Consider the following 16,936-nt stretch of genomic DNA (forward strand, 5'->3'; position numbering starts at 1 on the left):
GCGTACGAAAATAACCGCGAGCTAGAAGACATGGGGTTCTTTGATGATCTCCTTCACAACTACGGCGTACCCCGCAAGACGATCAACCTGTATGGCTCCGGCAATCCTCCGCCCCGCACCTAACAGTTCAGTCAACCGGACACCAAACTGCTGCGCTTTTTGGGTCCCCTTCGCTGGCGCTCCGGTGCCGGTTACTTTCAACGTTAGGAGGCGGAATTCCCGTGTCGCTGCAACGAGAAATGGAAGATCACGTTCTATCCGCAGTTAGCGAGTTCGTCGCCTCGCTCAATTCCGGTAGTGGTGTGGTTGCCGACATGACCGCATTGGTGGAAGTAACGTCATCTCTACCTTTGTCCAATTTGGAGTATTGGGAACGCCTTATCCGTTCGGGTCTCTATCAAGCTGCTGCACACGCTAAGCCTGCCAAGTGGAAGTTCTGGGACAAGCCCACCCCGTTTCTTACCTGGATTGATCTATGCAGTGGCGACGGTTTCAAGCGCGAGCGCACTCTACGCATCCTTGCGGGACGCGCTCCCAATCGGTTCTTCTTTGCCATGGCTGTCCGTCGTCTCAACGATTGGGTACCTCAAGTTCGTTCGGCTGCCCGTGATCAGCTACCGTCGATTGCGGTCGCATCGAATCCAGAAGACGTTGTCGACGTTCTGTGCGCTGTCCTTCCCCATTGGAACTCATGGGGTCGCTCGGAAGACGAAGGAAGGCAAACGCTGTTAACGATTGCCTCAACTGAATCAATAGCCCAGGTCCTAAAGTCCCGTCTGATCTCCGCTGCCGCAGGGCCATTAGCTTCGGTTCTGGCTCAGGTCGGGAAATCGTACGTGCTTGACGCACATCTGCCTCAGATAGCAAGCAGCGCCATTCAGCCATCCGTAAGGGCAAAAGCCTATCGGTCACTACTTGACGGGAAGGCAACGTGGGTCGCGGGGCGAAAATGGGAGTGGACAGACATACGTTATTGCCAAGGTCACTTTATGCCAATGCTTTGCGATCGCCCTCTGACTACAAAAAAGCCACTCGAAGAGACCTTGAGAGCTGCATCTTCAGATCGTTCAGCCTTTGTGCGACGTGTTGCCGGTGACGTACTAATTCGGGAGTTGGAAACGCTCGGGGCTGTTGGATTCCAACTGGCCAACATTCTTGCGTCGGATGGCAACCCGTCGGTGGCAGAGAGGGGGAAGTTCGCTCTAAAGAAGCTTTCGCAGAAGTGCCCCGCTGCATGAGCAATGCATTTCCGCCGCCTCCTAACCCGCCGGTCGAGAGGGACCGCCGGCAAGCTGCGCTTGCCGGTCCCCTCCGCTTCGCTCCGGCGGCCCCTGACCTAGCACGTTAGGCATCTTGCTTAGTTATGCGTCAGTCACTTATTGCAATTCTGTTGGCCGTTACGTCGACTTCCGCCTTTTCGCTAAGCGCCGAGGAGCGTCGCGATCTTCTTGATTCTATTAGACCTGAGGCCGTTCGCCGGGCAGGACAGCCAGTTCGCTTCCGAATAGACCGGCTTAATCAGGCTGGCGACTGGGCAGTCATCGTTGGCAGCCTCATGGCACAAGAAGGAAAGACCATGGACTGGGAGAAGGCCCAAGAATGCGATCCATCGCTCGACAAAATGCTTTGGGTCGTTGCGAAGAAAGATCCCCGCGGTTGGGCCGCGAAGGAAATGTACATCTGCTCGTCTGAGCCACCATATTGGAACTTGGATCCAAAAGTGGCGTTTGCTCGCCCTTGCGGGCTCTATGCGGGCCTTCAGATCGACGGCACCAGAACCGCGGAGCAGCAGTGCAAAGCATACGTCGCAAAGAAGCATCGAACTCCGCGGTGATGCCCAACAGTGCAGTCAACCGAACACCAAACTGCTGCGCAGTTTGGTTCCCTCCGCTGCGCTTCGGTGCCGGTTACTTTCAACGTTAGACCTCATCATCATGAATCCGAAGCGCCTACTAATCATTTTATTAGCCGCGATATCTCAGAACGCGCTATGCGCGCCAACACCTGAAAGTACGGCCGTTTACTCAAGGTTAAACACAAAAGCGGCCGAGTGGGTGAAATTGCCATACGATAATAAAATCTGGAGCAATAATCTCCCGGTATACCTTGCCTATGACAAAGGATCGCTTAAGAAGCACGGAAGTATCGCCTACATTCGCGTCAGAAATGGGGCTATGAACTCGCCGCCGTCCACCTATGTTATCGCGGCTAAATGCAAATCAGGACGCATGGCGTCAATAGCTCTCGGCGAGGACGCGTCGGATGCCGGAGTTTCTATCGCGCTATGGAATAACGGGAACGTGAGGTTTACCAATCCGTACGACGGAGGAGACCACGTTTTATGGCGCGTACCGAGCGGTCTGGAAGACGTGGATGCGCTGTATGGTGCAATGTGTAAATGATGGTGGAGCACCAAAACACGGCTGACAAGCCTCGGCCACGGCCTAACACTACAGCCGAGCGGGACAGCCACAAACTGTGCTTGTGGTTCCCTTCGCTTCGCTCCGGCTGCCCCTCACTTCCACGTTAGACATCATGAGAAATCTGATTCCTCTCCTTGTGGTGGCGTTCCCAGCCCTAGCGATTGGCGGCGAGTCAAATAGTCTCTGCACTCCTTCAGAGAAAGTTGTCTTTTCCTGCTCAACGACTTCAGGCAAGCAGATCTCCGTGTGTTCAATGGGAGATTCCGTGCGGTACCGCTTTGGACGCCCTGGGAACGTGGAGCTTGAATACCCTACGGCTAAGAACTTCACTCCGTCGTCCTTTGAATACTTCCATTACTTCCGACCCAACGAAGACCGCAGTTCTCTTCACTTTGATACCGGTGCAGCCGAATACACCATTTTCACCGATTCCGAAGTTGCCAAGAAGACGGCCGGCGTGTCCGTGAAGGTAAAGGCAACGGGGCGAATTCAGTCGCTACGCTGCGCGGGTGCGGCACAAGCGAACTGGTACGAAGTTGAAGGGAAGGTGGAATGCGCAGACGAGCCAATGAATACGTGCCAGTAGACGCACAGGTGCTGTCTAACTGGTCAGTCAACCGGACACCCGAACTGCTGCGCAGTTTGGGTTCCCTCCGCTGCGCTCCGGCGCCCGTTACGTCCAACGTTAGGCCGCACGCGGGCGACGCCCTGCCCGTTCTCGTCAGTTCTGGCCTTCGCCGCATGGCGTCCACTGGACGTACCGAGCGTGAACTGACAGAGTTCCCGCGTTCTGTGCTCCACCACCTTTGCCCATGCTCACCCTCACAAGCACAACCTCAGCCTGGTTGGTCATCCTGGCCTCCGGCCTCTTGGAGATCGCGTTCTCCGTGAGCATGAAGCTCTCGGAGAGCTTTACACGGCTGGTTCCCTCAGCTTTGTCGGTCGTAGCTGCCATCCTCAGCGTTTGGCTCATGAGCCTCACACTCAGGGTCATTCCTGTAGGCACCGCCTATGCGGTCTGGGCCGGGATCGGTGCCGCCGGTACGGCAATCGCCGGCATGCTCTTCTTCCAAGAGCCAGCCAACCTTGCTCGCATTGGTTGCATTGGGTTGGTCGTCGTTGGCATTGTTGGCTTGCAGCTTCAGGCTCCGGCCTAGAGTGCTGCCTAACCCTTCGCTCGAGTGGACGCGCTCCGCGCATGGCTCTTGGCCCGCGCGGCGCTTGTTATAGCCATTTCAATTAACGTCGCCACATGAAACAACGTCATCTATTTCGCCACGGCCAAGCGTGCGCTTTTCTACTCGCGCTTGCGGTGATTTCAAGCCCGGAGTTGCGTGCGTTTGTTCTAGTCGCCGACTACATCGGGGTGGAAATGCTGCTGTTGCTCGGCGGCCTCTATTTCCGTAGCCACAGCCCCGTTCTCCAGTTCGCGGTTTATGCTGCTTGGCGCTGGTCAATGCGCTTTGGAGCGGGAGCCATTCATGCCGCTTTGCGGGGTGCTCGATACGTTCAACTTGTTGGCCCTGTCAGCCAATCGGCCGCCGAACTTCTGTGCTCCGGCGCTGCATGGCGCAGTGCTTTCGGCACTTTCCAACCTCGCCGCTCGTTTGCCCATGTCGCCGCGCGCTAACAAGTCCGTCAACGGGACGCCAAAATGCTGCGCAGTTTGGTTCCCTCCGCTGCGCTTCGGTGCCGGTTACTTCCAACGTTGGCCGTCTCCGCTATGAATATTGAACCGCTCGCATCTGTTCAAGAAGTGCTGCCCTTGTTGTCTGAGTGCGGGCTGCCCGTCTCCGACATTACGCCCTCGGCATCGATTTCCTTTTTCGGTGTCCGTTCGGGTGGTGCTCTGGTTGGCGTTGTCGGCCTAGAGATACACCCTCCCTTTGGCTTGTTGCGTTCGCTGGCAGTCGCGCCGGCCTTTCGCTCTTCTGGCATTGCGCACAGATTGGTGGCTTTCGTCGAGTCACTGGCCGCAACTCATGGCATCAAGGAACTGTTTCTTCTCACAACCACGGCTAAAGGGTTCTTCTTGGGGCTCGGCTATTCGCCAGCCGCTCGCATGGCTGCGCCTCCGGCCATTCAGGCCACGCCGCAGTTTTCAAATCTGTGTCCGGCGTCGTCTGCGTTTCTTAGCAAAAATGTCGGCACCGCTGGCTAACCAGGCAGTCAAACGCCCCCCCCCAAATGCTGCGCATTTTGGTTCCCTTCGCTGCGCTCCGGCGCCCGTTACGTCCAACGTTAGGCGTCACATCAATGCTACGACGCATTGCCTTCGGCTACCTCAGCTTGGTTTTTCTCGCGGCGGCGTGGGCGTTTTACGGGGAGTTTGTGCAACGGAACTCCGGCCAGGAGTACATGTTTCCCGGAATGTTGTTGGCTGCACTGACTTATCCCTCGGCCTTTTCGATTGGCCTGCTGTTCGACTTCTGGCCAGAGGTTGTTTCTCAACCGTTTGTTGTACTTGGGGTGTTGGCGCTATGCGGCGTATTCCAAGCGGGCCTGCTATTGGCCGTAGGCAAATATTGGCGGCGTAGTTCGAAGTGACCCACCGAAGCCTGTCGCCTAACAGGTCAGCCAACCGGACACCCAAACTGCTGTGCAGTTCGGGTTCTCTCCGCTTCGGCTCGGCCCCCGCCGGCTCCCGCAGGTACCGAATGCCCAAGCGCCTTGTTGTCGCCATCGCACTGTTGATGCCTTCCGCCGCCTATGCGCACGAGACCATGGTGCTTGAGCTGGTGGGCTATGTGCTGTTTCCTTCGCATCTCTTGGCGGTGGTTCTGGCACCTGTCTTTGCGCCACGCGAACGGGGTGGGCGCGCCTTCCTTCTTGTTCTGGTCGGCTATCAGCTCACGTTCTATCTGGCGATGTTCGGTTTCGAGGTGATCCGAACCCTGCTTCGAATTCCGGAGCTTCCATTTGTCGCAACGTTCGTCACCGCGTTCGTTCTGAACGCCGTAGCCTGGGTGGCGTTCTTCCGCCACTGGAAGCGTTCGTCTGCAATCCAGACTGAAGAGAAGATCGACACCTGACGCTGCATCTAGCCGGGCGACTCGCTGCGCGCCGCGGTCGGTTGCTTTCACCGCCGGACCGATCTCGCAGCAGCCAGGCGCAACGCCGCGCTACGCGAATACCTGCTCGAGCGCGCGCGCGATCGCGTCGCTGTCGTTCGAGCCGATCTGCCAATCGGCGGCATGGCGCACGATGTCGGCGCAGCCGCCCATTGCGACGCCCATGCCGGCAAGCTTCAGCATGCTGATGTCGTTGGGGCTGTCGCCGAAGGCGATGACCGCCTGGTGAGGAATATCGTGCGCATCGAGCCAGCGCCCGAGCAAGGCGCCTTTGCTGTTGCCACCCTGCGCGATGTCGACGCGGTTGCTGCCCGACCATTCGCACGCCAGCCCCATTTCTCGTTCGACTTCGGCGACAAGCACCTGCAAGGGTTCGACGGTCGGGTGGGTGAGGGCGAATTTCCACACCACGTCGGCGCTGATCGCCACGTCCTCGAAACGCGCGACATGGGTAAATGCCGCACGGTCACCGGGGTGCTCGGTATCGATCCAGTGCAGCAGGCGCGCGAGATGCGGTTCGATGCGCTCGTAGGTGATCGTATCCTCGATGTACATCAGCGCGTGGACGCCGCTTTCACGCACCTTGCGGAGCAGGAACAGGGCCTGGGTGCGCGACAGCGGGTTGGGCATCAAGGCCGTGTGGCGGGCATAGTCGTACAGGTAGGTGCCGTTGCAGCAGACGGCGGGCAATTCGAGACCGAGTGCGCGGTGATAGGGCGCGGCGGCCGCGTGGTGGCGGCCGGTCACCAGCATCACCTCGACGCCACGCCGGCGCAGTTGGGCAATCGCGGCAAGCGACTGGGGGCGGATCCGGAGGTGGCTGTCGAGCAGCGTACCGTCCAGATCCAGCGCCACCAGGCGGAAGCTCATCCCCGGCTCCCTTTCTGGAGCACCTCGAACGCAAAGCTCGCGAGCGGCGCCATCAGCTTTGGATCGACCAGGGGATGCGGCTCGGAATCGCAGGACTTGCGGTAGCCGCTCGGGCTGATGCCGACGCGCTTGCGAAACACCCGCGAGAAGTACAGCTGATCTTCGTAGCCGACAATTTCCGACACCCGCGACACCGGCGTGCGGGTGCTCTGCAAGAGATGCTTGGCGAGCAGCACGCGTTGGTCTTCACGCCAGCGCACGATGTTCATGCCCATCTGTTCGCGGAACAGGTGCGCCAGGCGCGACGGCGAGAGGCAGACATGGCGCGCGATCGCATCCAGGCCAAGATCGTCGGCGAGATTCTTCGCGATGAACTGGCACGCGCTCTGCACCCGGCTGTCGATCGGTTTGGGCAGGTTTTCGGGGCGTTCTTCGTAAGCGCGGATGAGCAGGCGTTCAAGCAGATTGATCGCCAGCTCTTCGGACGTGCGTCGTTCGCCGCGATGCGTGCGGTCGATCTGCAGGAACAGCTCGTCGAACTCGGCAATCAGTTCCGGCGAACCCAGCCGCAATCGCCCGACGCGCCGCGTCGGGTGCGGCCACTTGAGCCAGTTGGCCCAGTAGCCGCGCGGGCGAAAGTACACCCAGCGGTGGTACCAGTCAGGGCTGCCCGGTGCGCGCCCGTAAAAGTGCGGCGTTTCGGGCGAGAACAGCAGCAGGTCGCCGGTGCGGCAGATGAAGGATTCATCACCGTCGACCACCTTGCCCTCGCCCTTCACCGTCATGTTGATGATGAAGCCCTTCATGCCATTGGGCCGGTCGATGAAGAAGTCGAGCGGTCCGTTCTCGATGATCGGGGTCACCCCGGCCACAAGGTAGAGATTGAACGAATACCCGGGCAGCAGCGGGTTGAGCTGCTTGCCCCCGTGGTCGCCAAAGTTCGGCGTGGGATCTCCCGAGACCGAACTGTGCGACGGTATCGTTTCACGCATGCGGAACGCTCACTTCTTCTTGTTGTACACGTCGACAAAGACTGCGGCGACCAGCACCAGGCCCTTGATCACCTGCTGGTAGTCGATGCCGATGCCGAGGATCGACATGCCGTTGTTCATCACGCCCATGATGAAGGCGCCGATCACCGCCCCCATCACCTTGCCGACACCGCCCGACGCCGATGCGCCACCGATGAAGCAGGCCGCAATCACGTCGAGCTCGAAACCGAGCCCCGCCTTCGGCGTTGCGGTGTTCAGGCGCGCCGCAAACACCAGTCCGGCGAGTGCCGCGAGCCCCCCCATGTTAACGAAGGTGAGGAAGGACAGCCGTTCGGTCTTGATGCCCGAAAGCCGCGCCGCCTTCTCGTTGCCACCCAGCGCGTAGATGCGGCGCCCGATCGTCGTGCGCTTGGTGACAAAGTCGAACAGCAGCGTCAGCGCCAGCATGATCACCAGTACATTCGGCAGCCCCTTGTACGACGAGAGCAGATAGGTGAAGTAGAGGATCGCCGCTGCGAACACCGTCGTCTTGCCGATGAAGAGGCCGAAGGGCTCCACCGTCGCGCCGTAGCGGGTCTTGTTGGCGCGCGCGCGCCAGCCGCTGTAGAACAGTGCAGCGGCCCCGGCGACACCGAGCGCCATCGAGGTCACGCGCAATGACTCGGCGCCGAAAGGATCGGGAATGAAGCCGGAACTGAGCAGCTGGAACTGCCCCGGGAAGGGGCCGACCGACTGACCGGCGAGCAGCGCCAGCGCCAGCCCCTTGAACACCAGCATGCCGCCCAACGTGACGATGAAGGCCGGAATCTTGTGGAAGGCTACCAGGTAGCCTTGCAGGCCACCGATCACCGCGCCGACGGCGAGGCATACAAAGGCGGCCGGCAGGTAATGCCAGTGAAAGTTCACCATCAGCACTGCCGCGAGCGCACCGACAAACCCTGCGACCGAACCCACCGAGAGGTCGATGTGCCCGGCCACAATCACCAGCAGCATGCCGAGCGCCATGATCACGATGTAGCTGTTCTGCAGCACCAGGTTCGTGATGTTCAGCGGTTCAAGCAGCGTGCCTTCCGTCATGTACTGGAAGAACAGCATGATCACGGCGAGCGAGAACAGCATGCCGTAGTCGCGCAGGTTGCTCTTCACGAAGTCGAGCAGGGATTTGCCCCGGCTGGGGGCTGCCGCTGTGTCCATTATCGTTTCCATATCGTTTGCTTCCCGCCTTCAGTTTCCCGCCTTCACGATCGCACGCATGATCTTTTCCTGGCTCGCCTCGGCTGCCGGCATTTCGGCAACGAAGGCACCTTCGTTCATGACATAGATGCGGTCGCTCATGCCCAGCAGTTCAGGCATCTCGGACGAGATCAGGATGATGCATTTACCCTCTGCGGCAAGCTGCGCCATCAGGCTGTAGATTTCGAATTTCGCGCCGACGTCGATGCCGCGCGTCGGCTCGTCGAGGATCAGCACCTCGGGGCTCGCGAACAGCCATTTCGACAGCACGACCTTCTGCTGATTGCCGCCGGACAGGTTGCCCACATGCTGGAACACGTCTGCGCTGCGGATGCGCATTTTCTTGCGGTACTCGGTGGCCACCGCGAATTCGCGCCCCTCGTCGATCACGCCGCGCGACGACACGCCGGGCAGGTGTGCCAGCGTGATGTTGTGGCGGATCTCGTTTTCCAGCACCAGGCCGTACCCCTTGCGGTCTTCAGTGACATAGGCGAGGCCGTTGCGGACCGCGCTCTGCACGCTGCCGACGTCGATCTCGGCGCCCTTCAGGAATGCCGAGCCCTTCACATGTCGGCCGTAGGAGCGGCCGAACAGGCTCATCGCGAATTCGGTACGCCCGGCCCCCATCAGGCCCGCAATACCGACAATCTCGCCGCGTCGAACGTTCAGGCTCACGCCACGTGTTGCCACGCGGTCGGTCAGCAAGGGGTGCATCACCGTCCAGTCCCGCACCTCGAACACCACGTCACCGATATCGGGCGTGCGGGCCGGGTAACGGTCGGCCATTTCGCGGCCCACCATATGGCGGATGATCACATCCTCGCTGGCAGGGCCGGCGGAGCAATCGAGCGATGTCACGGTCGAACCGTCGCGCAGCACCGTGATCGTGTCGGCAACCCGCGCGATCTCGTTGAGCTTGTGCGAAATCAGGATGCTGGTAATGCCCTGCGCGCGAAATTCCAGCAGCAAGTCGAGCAGCGCCTGGCTGTCGTTCTCGTTCAGGCTTGCCGTGGGTTCGTCGAGGATCAGCAGCCGCACCCGCTTCGACAGCGCTTTGGCGATCTCGACCAGTTGCTGTTTGCCGACACCCAGATCGCCGACCGGCGTATCCGGCGACTCCGAGAGCCCGACCTTGGCCAGCAGTTCCACCGTGCGACGGTGCGTCTGCGCTTCGTCGATCACGCCGTGCCGCGTCTGTTCGTTGCCGAGGAAGATGTTCTCGGCGATCGACAGCAGCGGCACCAGCGCCAGTTCCTGGTGAATGATGATGATGCCTTGCGCTTCGCTGTCGGCGATCGATTCGAAGCGCTGCTCGCGGCCCTCAAAGCGGATGTCGCCCTCGTAACTGCCATACGGATACACACCGCTGAGCACTTTCATCAGCGTCGACTTGCCGGCACCGTTCTCGCCCACGATCGCGTGGATTTCACCGGCACGCACGGCAAGGTTCACGTCCTTGAGCGCGACCACGCCGGTGAAGCGTTTGGTGATACCGCGCATTTCCAGGATCGAATCCACTCTGCCCCTCCACTGCTACCCGCCGCCGGACGCACCGCACGGCGGGCATTACACGCTGCGGGGCGCGTGTCCGCCCCGCGCCCTGCTTACTTCAGCTGGTCTTCGGTGTAGTAGCCGCTGCCAACCAGAATCTGCTTCCAGTTGCTCTTGTCGACCGCCACCGGCTTGAGCAGGTAGGACGGCACCACCTTCACCCCGTTGTTGTAGGTCTTGGTGTCGTTGATGGTCGGCTGCTTGCCGCTGAGCACCGCGTCCACCATGTCGGCGGTGACCTTGGCGAGCTCGCGCGTGTCCTTGAACACGGTGGAGTACTGCTCGCCACGCAGGATCGACTTCATCGACGGAATCTCCGCATCCTGACCGCTCACATAGGGCCAGGGCTGCCCTGCCGTGCCGTAACCAACACCCTTCAGCGACGAGAGGATGCCGATCGACAACCCGTCATACGGCGACAGCACGGCGTGCACCTTCTCCTTCGTGTAGAAGGCCGAAAGCAGGTTGTCCATGCGCGCCTGCGCCACGGCGCCGTCCCAGCGCAACGTCGAGACCTTGTCCATGCCCATCTGCTTGCTGCGTACGACCAGCTTGCCGCTCTTGATGTACGGGTCGAGCACCGACATCGCGCCGTTGTAGAAGAAGAACGCGTTGTTGTCGTCCGGCGAGCCGCCGAAGAGTTCGATGTTGAACGGCCCCTTGCCCTGCTTCAAACCCAGCGCACCTTCGATGGAGCTGGCCTGGATCACGCCGACCTGGAAGTTGTCGAAGGTCGCGTAGTAGTCGACGTTCTTCGAGTTGCGGATCAGGCGGTCGTAAGCGATGACCTTGATGCCCTTGTCGGCCGCCTTCTGCAGCGCGTCGGACAGCGTGGTGCCGTCGATTGCCGCGATCACCAGCACCTTCACGCCCTTGGTGATCATGTTCTCGATCTGGGCGAGCTGGTTCGGGATGTCGTCTTCCGCGTACTGCAGGTCGGTGCGATAGCCCCGGCCCTTGAAGATCTTGACCATGCTGTCGCCGTCCGAAATCCAGCGCGATGACGACTTGGTCGGCATCGAAATACCGACCAGCCCCTTGTCGGCGGCATTCGCTACGGGCAAGCAGGCGGCAGCAGCGAGTACCAGCGCAGTCGCCAAGGCAGTTCTACGTTTCATCTTTTCGTCTCCTGACTTCGTTTCTGTACGAAGCGGGCCCGGGCACGTTGTGCCGCAAGCCCACCCCCGTTTATCGGCCGCCAAGCAGGCTGACCACCCTCCCCGAAACCACTACCGCTTGGGCAGTGACTCTCTCCACATCGGGCCCGACCAATCGTCCATATCGGCGTGCCCCACCTTCCACACAAAAGTCCATATTCAGCTGCAAGCGGCATCAGAAACGCCGCCGGGTCAGCCCCGCAACAGCCCGATGAGCGCGCCGGCCTCTGCGAGAACCTCGCCTTGACGGCTCGGAACAGCGCCCCCTGCGCACGCCGCAAACCCACTCCAGCCTTGAATTTGCGTCGCATCCGGCACGGCGGAAGCCCCCGACCGGTGGGCGCCGAGAGTGCGGAACGGATCATAAGTCCCGGTCATCGCCCCATAAAAGGCTCTGCAAGCCCAAACCGGCGGACTCAGCAGCTTTATCCATATCTACGACAGAACTCAGTCAGGCCGTCCATTTACTGCGGCGCAACAAAGTGGGCGACAGCCGAAAAGTGCATGAAGCCAGCCGCCCCCTCCTGACACCCCATGAATTCGAACTCCTAAGGTTCGCCACATCGATGGCATCAACGCGATGCCGCTGTCTGGAGATTCGATTCGTGCAAGCAAGCCCTTCAAGCGCCATCGCGATTGGCCTGGATTTCGGCAGTGACTCAGTGCGTGCGCTGGCGGTGCGCTGCGGCGACGGCGCTGAGCTGGCCACCCATGTCGCCTGGTATCCACGCTGGAAGCGCGGCGAGTTCTGCGACCCGGTGCGCAACCAGTTCCGCCACCACCCGCTTGATTACATGGAGTCGATGCAGGCAGCGGTGCGCGAAGTTGTCGCCCAACTCAGCGCCGAGCAACGCGCCGCGGTGGTCGGTATCGGTGTGGATTCCACCGGCTCGACGCCGGCGCCGGTGGACGCAGCCGGCCATGTGCTGGCGCTGCATCCGGACTTCGCCGACAACCCGAATGCGATGTTCGTGCTGTGGAAGGACCACACCGCGATCGCAGAGGCCGAAGCGATCAACGCGCTGGCGCGCAGCGGTCAGTTCCGTGACTACACCCGCTACATTGGCGGTGTGTATTCCTCTGAATGGTTCTGGGCCAAGATCCTTCATGTCACCGCGGCGGACGAGCGCGTGCGCCGCGCGGCGGTGAGCTGGGTCGAACTCGCCGACTGGGTGCCTGCCCTGCTCTCTGGCACCACCCGTCCGCAGGACATTCGCCGTGGCCGCTGCGCCGCCGGCCACAAGAGCCTTTGGCACCCGGAATGGGGTGGCCTGCCCGAACGCGGTTTCATCGAAGCGCTCGATCGGAAACTCTTCGAAACGCTGCAGTACCCGATGTTTGCCGACACCTGGACGGCGGAACGCCCGGTCGGCCGCATCACCCCGGAGTGGGCCGAGAAGCTCAACCTGCCCGATACGGTGATCATCTCGGGCGGCGCCTTCGACTGCCACATGGGCGCGGTCGGTGGCGGCGCCGGCCCGCACACGCTGGTCAAGGTGATCGGCACCTCTACCTGCGACATCCTGATGGCGGACGCCGCCACGATTGGCGAGCGCGCCATCGCCGGCATCTGCGGCCAGGTCGATGGCAGCGTGCTGCCCGGCAAGGTCGGCCTCGAAGCCGGCCAGTCCGCCTTTGGTGACATCTACGCCTGGTACGCGCGCCTGCTCGGCTGGCCGCTCGAATTCGCTGCCAAACACAACCCGTCGCTCGCCGGCCCGCTGGCCGACGCGCAGGCGCAGTTGATCCCGGCGCTCGCCGAAGCTTGGGCCGCCTCGCAGGATCTGGATCACCTGCCGGTGGTGCTGGACTGGTTCAACGGCCGCCGCACGCCCTTCGCGAATCAACGCCTCAAGGGCGTCATCACCGACATCAACCTCGGCACCGATGCGCCCGCGTTGTTCGGCGGCCTCATCGCCTCAACAGCCTTCGGCGCCCGCGCGATCATGGAATGCTTCATCGACCAGAACGTCGCAGTGAACAGCGTGCTCGCAATGGGCGGTATCGCGCGCAAGGCGCCGACGGTGATGCAGGTCTGCGCCGATGTGATGCAGCGTCCGATCGACGTGGTTGCGTCGGATCAATGCTGTGCGCTGGGCGCCGCAATCTTCGCGGCCGTCGCAGCCGGCACCTACGGTACGGTGGAAGCCGCACAGCAGAAGATGGCCAGCCGCATCGAACGCACCTTCACGCCCGATGCAGCACGCACCGGCAAGTTCGACGCGCTGTACCAGCGCTACCTCGAATGGGCCAAGGTCGGCGAACCGCTCTTCGCGGCGGAGATCCACTGATGTCGAGCCTCGCCCTCCGCGAAGCGGTACTCGAAGCCAACCTCGCCCTGCCCCGCCACGGCCTGGTCACCTTCACCTGGGGCAACGTCAGCGGCGTCGATCGCGAGCGCGGCCTGGTTGCGATCAAGCCCTCCGGCGTGGCCTATGAGCACATGACCGCTCGCGACATCGTGGTGCTGAGCTTGAATGGCGAGAAGGTTGAAGGCGAGCTGCGCCCGTCGTCCGATACGCCGACGCACCTGGCCTTGTACCGGCGTTACCCGGAGATCGGCGGCATCGTGCATACGCACTCCACGCATGCCACCGCATGGGCGCAGGCGCACAAGCCGATACCGGCCTTTGGCACGACGCACGCCGACTACTTTCACGGCGAGATCCCCTGCACGCGGCCGCTCAGCAACGCCGAGGTCGAGAGCGAGTACGAGCTGAACACCGGCAGCGTGATCATCGAGACGCTGGGCGAACGCAGCCCGCTCGCGATGCCCGGCATCCTCGTTTCCGAACACGCGCCCTTCGCCTGGGGCAAGTCGGCGGAAGACGCGGTGCATAACGCCGTCGTCCTCGAAGAGGTCGCGCGCATGGCGCTGCTGACGCTCTCACTGAATCCACGGCAGGGGCCGATCGCCGACTACCTGCTCGACAAACACTACCTGCGCAAGCACGGCGCCAAGGCCTACTACGGCCAGGGCCGGGGCTGACGCACGCATCCATCCAAGGAAGGACATACCGTGGAACGCTACAAACAACTCGAAGTCTGGTTCGTCGTCGGCAGCCAGTTCCTGTACGGCCCGAAGACGCTGCAACAGGTTTCGGACAACGCCACGAAGCTGGTCGCCGGCCTCAACGCCGAAGCCGGCCTGCCGCTCAAACTCGTGCTCAAGCCCACCGTGAAGAGCGCGGAAGAAATCCTCGCCGTCTGCCGTGAAGCGAACAACGCGCCGGACTGCGTCGGCCTGATCACCTGGATGCACACCTTCTCGCCGGCCAAGATGTGGATCGCCGGCCTTCAGGCGCTCAACAAGCCGTGGATGCAGTTCCACACGCAATTCAACGCATCGGTGCCCTGGGCGACGATGGACATGAACTTCATGAACCTGAACCAGACCGCGCACGGCGGCCGCGAGTTCGGCTTCATCGGCGCGCGCATGCGCAAGAGCTACGAGGTGGTGGTCGGCCACTGGCAAGACCCTGCCGCGCAGGCCAAGCTGGGCCGCTGGATCCGCGTCGCCGCTGCGGTGCACGACATGCGCCAACTCAAGGTGGCGCGCTTCGGCGACAACATGCGCGACGTGGCGGTCACCGAAGGCGACAAGGTCGAGGCGCAGATCAAGTTCGGCTATGCGGTCGACGGATACGGCATGGGCGACCTGGTGAAAGACATCGAGGCGGTCGAAGACAGCGCCCTGAAAGCGCTGGTCGATGAATACGAAACGCGCTACACGCTGGCCGACAGCGTGCGCGCAGGCGGCGAGAAACGCGCCAACCTGCTCGAAGCCGCGCGCATCGAGCTGGGCATCAAGAACTTCCTCGAACGCGGCAAATTCGGCGCCTTCACCACCACCTTCGAGAACCTGCACGGCCTCGTGCAGCTGCCGGGCCTCGCAGTACAGCGCCTGATGCAGCAGGGCTACGGCTTCGGCGCCGAAGGCGACTGGAAGACCTCCGCGCTGTTGCACACGCTGAAGTTCATGAGCGAAGGCCTGCCCGGCGGCGCCTCGTTCATGGAGGACTACACCTACGACTTCGCGATGTCAGGCGACCTCGTCGTCGGCTCGCACATGCTGGAGGTCTGCCCCTCGATCGCGGGCGACATGAAGCCAAAGCTCGACGTGCTGCCGCTGTCGATCGGCAAGAAGGATGACCCGGCGCGCCTCATTTTCAACGCCAAGGCCGGCCCGGCGGTGAACGCGAGCCTGATCGACATGGGCAACCGCTTCCGCCTGATCGTCAGCGAACTCGACGTCATCGATCCGCCACACGATCTGCCCAAGCTGCCCACCGCGCGTGCGGTGTGGAAGGCACTGCCGAGCCTCGCGGTGTCGGCTGAAGCCTGGATCCACGCGGGCGGCGCGCACCACGCCGTGTTCACGCAAGCGCTGGATGCCGACACGCTGCGCATCTTCGCTGACATGCTCGACATCGAGTTCCTGCAGATCGGCCGCGACACCCGCATCGACGCCTTCCGTAACGAAATTCGGTGGAACGAGCTGGCCTATGCTTTAAAGCACTAAGTCACCCGAAGATTGACTGGTTGAACGCCGCGTCCAGCGGCTGCGCATTTCATATCACACAAGGCGCCAAAGAGCGCCGCAAGACCGGAGCAGGAAACACAGGCACACGCGGTCGGAGCCCCGCCAAAAAGGCCCCAAACACCAAAGGAGACAGAAGATGAGCATCAGCAGACGTTGTGTCCTCACGCTGGCGGGTGGCTTGCTGCTCGCAGCAACTGCCGGCGTACAGGCAGCGGACAAGAAGATCACGCTTGGTTTTGCACAGGTGGGGGCAGAAAGCGAGTGGCGCACCGCCAACACGCAGTCGATCAAGCAGTCGGCCAAGGAAGCCGGCATCACCCTCAAGTTCTCCGATGCACAGCAGAAACAGGAGAACCAGATCAAGGCGATCCGTTCCTACATCGCGCAAAAGGTCGACGTGATCGCCTTCTCGCCGGTGGTGGAAAGCGGCTGGGAAACCGTGCTGCAGGAAGCCAAGGCCGCGAAGATCCCGGTGATCCTCACCGACCGCGCCGTCAGCGTGAAGGACGATTCGCTGTACGTCACCTTCATTGGCTCGGACTTTGTTGAAGAAGGCCGCCGCGCAGGCAAATGGCTGCTCGACAACTACAAGGGCCAGGGCGATGTGAACATCGTCGAGCTGCAAGGCACCGTTGGCTCTGCCCCGGCGATCGACCGCAAGAACGGCTTCGAAGAAGTGATCAAGGCCCAACCGCGCTTCAAGATCATCCGCTCGCAAACCGGCGACTTCACCCGCGCCAAGGGCAAGGAAGTGATGGAAGCCTTCCTCAAGGCCGAGGGCAAGAAGATCAACGTGCTCTACGCCCATAACGACGACATGGCGATCGGCGCGATCCAGGCCATCGAAGAAGCTGGCCTCAAGCCGGGCAAGGACATCATCATCATCTCGATCGACGCCGTGAAGGGCGCGTTCGAAGCGATGATTGCCGGCAAGCTCAACGTCACGGTTGAATGTAACCCGCAACTCGGCCCGCAGCTGATGGAAGCCGCAAAGGCCGTGGTTGCCGGCAAGCAATTGCCCAAGCGCATCGTGACGAAGGAAGGCGTGTTCCCGATGGAAGTCGCGGCCAAGGAATTCCCGAACCGCAAGTACTGA

The 16,936-nt window shown here is 61.6% G+C and carries 18 protein-coding genes; 13 read left to right on the forward strand and 5 right to left on the reverse strand.

Annotated elements, in window-relative coordinates; genetic code table 11:
• Window positions 1-239 precede the first annotated feature (239 nt).
• The 9 genes from GGR36_RS12070 to GGR36_RS12105 all read left to right on the forward strand — a co-directional run bounded on the left by GGR36_RS12070 (window position 240) and on the right by GGR36_RS12105 (window position 5,455).
• Entirely contained in the window at window positions 240-1,238 is a 999-nt protein-coding gene (locus tag GGR36_RS12070) for a hypothetical protein (RefSeq protein WP_221229580.1), read from the forward strand.
• Window positions 1,239-1,555: 317 nt separating this feature from the next.
• The gene (locus GGR36_RS21665) at window positions 1,556-1,834 is read left to right on the forward strand and encodes a hypothetical protein (RefSeq protein ID WP_221229581.1); all 279 of its coding nucleotides are present in this window, start codon (window positions 1,556-1,558) and stop codon (window positions 1,832-1,834) included.
• A 100-nt stretch (window positions 1,835-1,934) separates the two neighbouring features.
• Window positions 1,935-2,402, forward strand: coding sequence for a hypothetical protein (locus GGR36_RS12075; RefSeq protein WP_183634997.1), 468 nt, complete (start codon window positions 1,935-1,937; stop codon window positions 2,400-2,402).
• A gap of 133 nt (window positions 2,403-2,535) precedes the next feature.
• A complete protein-coding gene (locus GGR36_RS12080; protein WP_183634998.1) occupies window positions 2,536-3,009 on the forward strand; it encodes a hypothetical protein in 474 nt (157 codons plus the stop codon).
• A gap of 226 nt (window positions 3,010-3,235) precedes the next feature.
• Window positions 3,236-3,580: a DMT family transporter gene (locus tag GGR36_RS12085; RefSeq protein ID WP_183634999.1), complete on the forward strand. Its 345-nt coding sequence runs from the start codon at window positions 3,236-3,238 to the stop codon at window positions 3,578-3,580.
• Window positions 3,581-3,675: 95 nt separating this feature from the next.
• The gene (locus GGR36_RS12090; protein ID WP_183635000.1) at window positions 3,676-4,053 is read left to right on the forward strand and encodes a hypothetical protein; all 378 of its coding nucleotides are present in this window, start codon (window positions 3,676-3,678) and stop codon (window positions 4,051-4,053) included.
• Window positions 4,054-4,146: 93 nt separating this feature from the next.
• Window positions 4,147-4,584, forward strand: a complete 438-nt coding sequence (arsN2, locus tag GGR36_RS12095; protein WP_183635001.1) for an arsenic resistance N-acetyltransferase ArsN2 — start codon at window positions 4,147-4,149, stop codon at window positions 4,582-4,584.
• A 95-nt stretch (window positions 4,585-4,679) separates the two neighbouring features.
• Complete coding sequence (locus GGR36_RS12100) at window positions 4,680-4,970, forward strand: SCO4225 family membrane protein (RefSeq protein ID WP_183635002.1); 291 nt, start codon at window positions 4,680-4,682, stop codon at window positions 4,968-4,970.
• 110 nt (window positions 4,971-5,080) lie between these two features.
• Entirely contained in the window at window positions 5,081-5,455 is a 375-nt protein-coding gene (locus tag GGR36_RS12105) for a hypothetical protein (RefSeq protein ID WP_183635003.1), read from the forward strand.
• A 90-nt stretch (window positions 5,456-5,545) separates the two neighbouring features.
• Here the strand turns inward: GGR36_RS12105 and GGR36_RS12110 are convergent, their stop codons facing one another.
• The 5 genes from GGR36_RS12110 to chvE all read right to left on the reverse strand — a co-directional run bounded on the left by GGR36_RS12110 (window position 5,546) and on the right by chvE (window position 11,258).
• Window positions 5,546-6,364, reverse strand: coding sequence for a pyridoxal phosphatase (locus GGR36_RS12110; protein WP_183635004.1), 819 nt, complete (start codon window positions 6,362-6,364; stop codon window positions 5,546-5,548).
• Window positions 6,361-7,356: an arabinose operon transcriptional regulator AraC gene (gene araC, locus GGR36_RS12115; RefSeq protein WP_183635005.1), complete on the reverse strand. Its 996-nt coding sequence runs from the start codon at window positions 7,354-7,356 to the stop codon at window positions 6,361-6,363. The genes GGR36_RS12110 and araC overlap by 4 nt, the downstream gene beginning before the upstream one ends.
• 9 nt (window positions 7,357-7,365) lie before the next feature.
• On the reverse strand, window positions 7,366-8,550 hold the full coding sequence (gene mmsB, locus GGR36_RS12120; RefSeq protein WP_207064412.1) for a multiple monosaccharide ABC transporter permease: 1,185 nt from the start codon (window positions 8,548-8,550) through the stop codon (window positions 7,366-7,368).
• A gap of 30 nt (window positions 8,551-8,580) precedes the next feature.
• Window positions 8,581-10,107, reverse strand: a complete 1,527-nt coding sequence (gene mmsA / locus GGR36_RS12125; RefSeq protein WP_338086681.1) for a multiple monosaccharide ABC transporter ATP-binding protein — start codon at window positions 10,105-10,107, stop codon at window positions 8,581-8,583.
• An 86-nt stretch (window positions 10,108-10,193) separates the two neighbouring features.
• On the reverse strand, window positions 10,194-11,258 hold the full coding sequence (gene chvE, locus GGR36_RS12130; protein WP_183635007.1) for a multiple monosaccharide ABC transporter substrate-binding protein: 1,065 nt from the start codon (window positions 11,256-11,258) through the stop codon (window positions 10,194-10,196).
• A gap of 644 nt (window positions 11,259-11,902) precedes the next feature.
• On the opposite strand from chvE, the gene GGR36_RS12135 reads away from it, so the two are divergent.
• From GGR36_RS12135 to GGR36_RS12150, 4 genes are all read left to right on the forward strand, one after another.
• Window positions 11,903-13,588: a ribulokinase gene (locus GGR36_RS12135; RefSeq protein WP_338086682.1), complete on the forward strand. Its 1,686-nt coding sequence runs from the start codon at window positions 11,903-11,905 to the stop codon at window positions 13,586-13,588.
• Window positions 13,588-14,286, forward strand: a complete 699-nt coding sequence (locus GGR36_RS12140) for an L-ribulose-5-phosphate 4-epimerase (protein WP_183635009.1) — start codon at window positions 13,588-13,590, stop codon at window positions 14,284-14,286. The genes GGR36_RS12135 and GGR36_RS12140 overlap by 1 nt, the downstream gene beginning before the upstream one ends.
• 30 nt (window positions 14,287-14,316) lie before the next feature.
• Window positions 14,317-15,819, forward strand: a complete 1,503-nt coding sequence (gene araA / locus GGR36_RS12145; protein ID WP_183635010.1) for an L-arabinose isomerase — start codon at window positions 14,317-14,319, stop codon at window positions 15,817-15,819.
• Between the two features lie 157 nt (window positions 15,820-15,976).
• Entirely contained in the window at window positions 15,977-16,936 is a 960-nt protein-coding gene (locus tag GGR36_RS12150; protein WP_183635011.1) for an ABC transporter substrate-binding protein, read from the forward strand.

The sequence above is a fragment of the Niveibacterium umoris genome (assembly GCF_014197015.1).
Lineage (GTDB): Bacteria > Pseudomonadota > Gammaproteobacteria > Burkholderiales > Rhodocyclaceae > Niveibacterium > Niveibacterium umoris.

Bases quoted from the DNA above. Each gene is read 5' to 3' on its own strand.
- GGR36_RS12070 (WP_221229580.1), top strand. From the start codon at position 240: ATGGAAGATCACGTTCTATCCGCAGTTAGCGAGTTCGTCGCCTCGCTC.
- GGR36_RS21665 (WP_221229581.1), top strand. From the start codon at position 1,556: ATGGCACAAGAAGGAAAGACCATGGACTGGGAGAAGGCCCAAGAATGC.
- GGR36_RS12075 (WP_183634997.1), top strand. From the start codon at position 1,935: ATGAATCCGAAGCGCCTACTAATCATTTTATTAGCCGCGATATCTCAG.
- GGR36_RS12080 (WP_183634998.1), top strand. From the start codon at position 2,536: ATGAGAAATCTGATTCCTCTCCTTGTGGTGGCGTTCCCAGCCCTAGCG.
- GGR36_RS12085 (WP_183634999.1), top strand. From the start codon at position 3,236: ATGCTCACCCTCACAAGCACAACCTCAGCCTGGTTGGTCATCCTGGCC.
- GGR36_RS12090 (WP_183635000.1), top strand. From the start codon at position 3,676: ATGAAACAACGTCATCTATTTCGCCACGGCCAAGCGTGCGCTTTTCTA.
- arsN2 (WP_183635001.1), top strand. From the start codon at position 4,147: ATGAATATTGAACCGCTCGCATCTGTTCAAGAAGTGCTGCCCTTGTTG.
- GGR36_RS12100 (WP_183635002.1), top strand. From the start codon at position 4,680: ATGCTACGACGCATTGCCTTCGGCTACCTCAGCTTGGTTTTTCTCGCG.
- GGR36_RS12105 (WP_183635003.1), top strand. From the start codon at position 5,081: ATGCCCAAGCGCCTTGTTGTCGCCATCGCACTGTTGATGCCTTCCGCC.
- GGR36_RS12110 (WP_183635004.1), bottom strand. From the start codon at position 6,364: ATGAGCTTCCGCCTGGTGGCGCTGGATCTGGACGGTACGCTGCTCGAC.
- araC (WP_183635005.1), bottom strand. From the start codon at position 7,356: ATGCGTGAAACGATACCGTCGCACAGTTCGGTCTCGGGAGATCCCACG.
- mmsB (WP_207064412.1), bottom strand. From the start codon at position 8,550: ATGGACACAGCGGCAGCCCCCAGCCGGGGCAAATCCCTGCTCGACTTC.
- chvE (WP_183635007.1), bottom strand. From the start codon at position 11,258: ATGAAACGTAGAACTGCCTTGGCGACTGCGCTGGTACTCGCTGCTGCC.
- GGR36_RS12140 (WP_183635009.1), top strand. From the start codon at position 13,588: ATGTCGAGCCTCGCCCTCCGCGAAGCGGTACTCGAAGCCAACCTCGCC.
- GGR36_RS12150 (WP_183635011.1), top strand. From the start codon at position 15,977: ATGAGCATCAGCAGACGTTGTGTCCTCACGCTGGCGGGTGGCTTGCTG.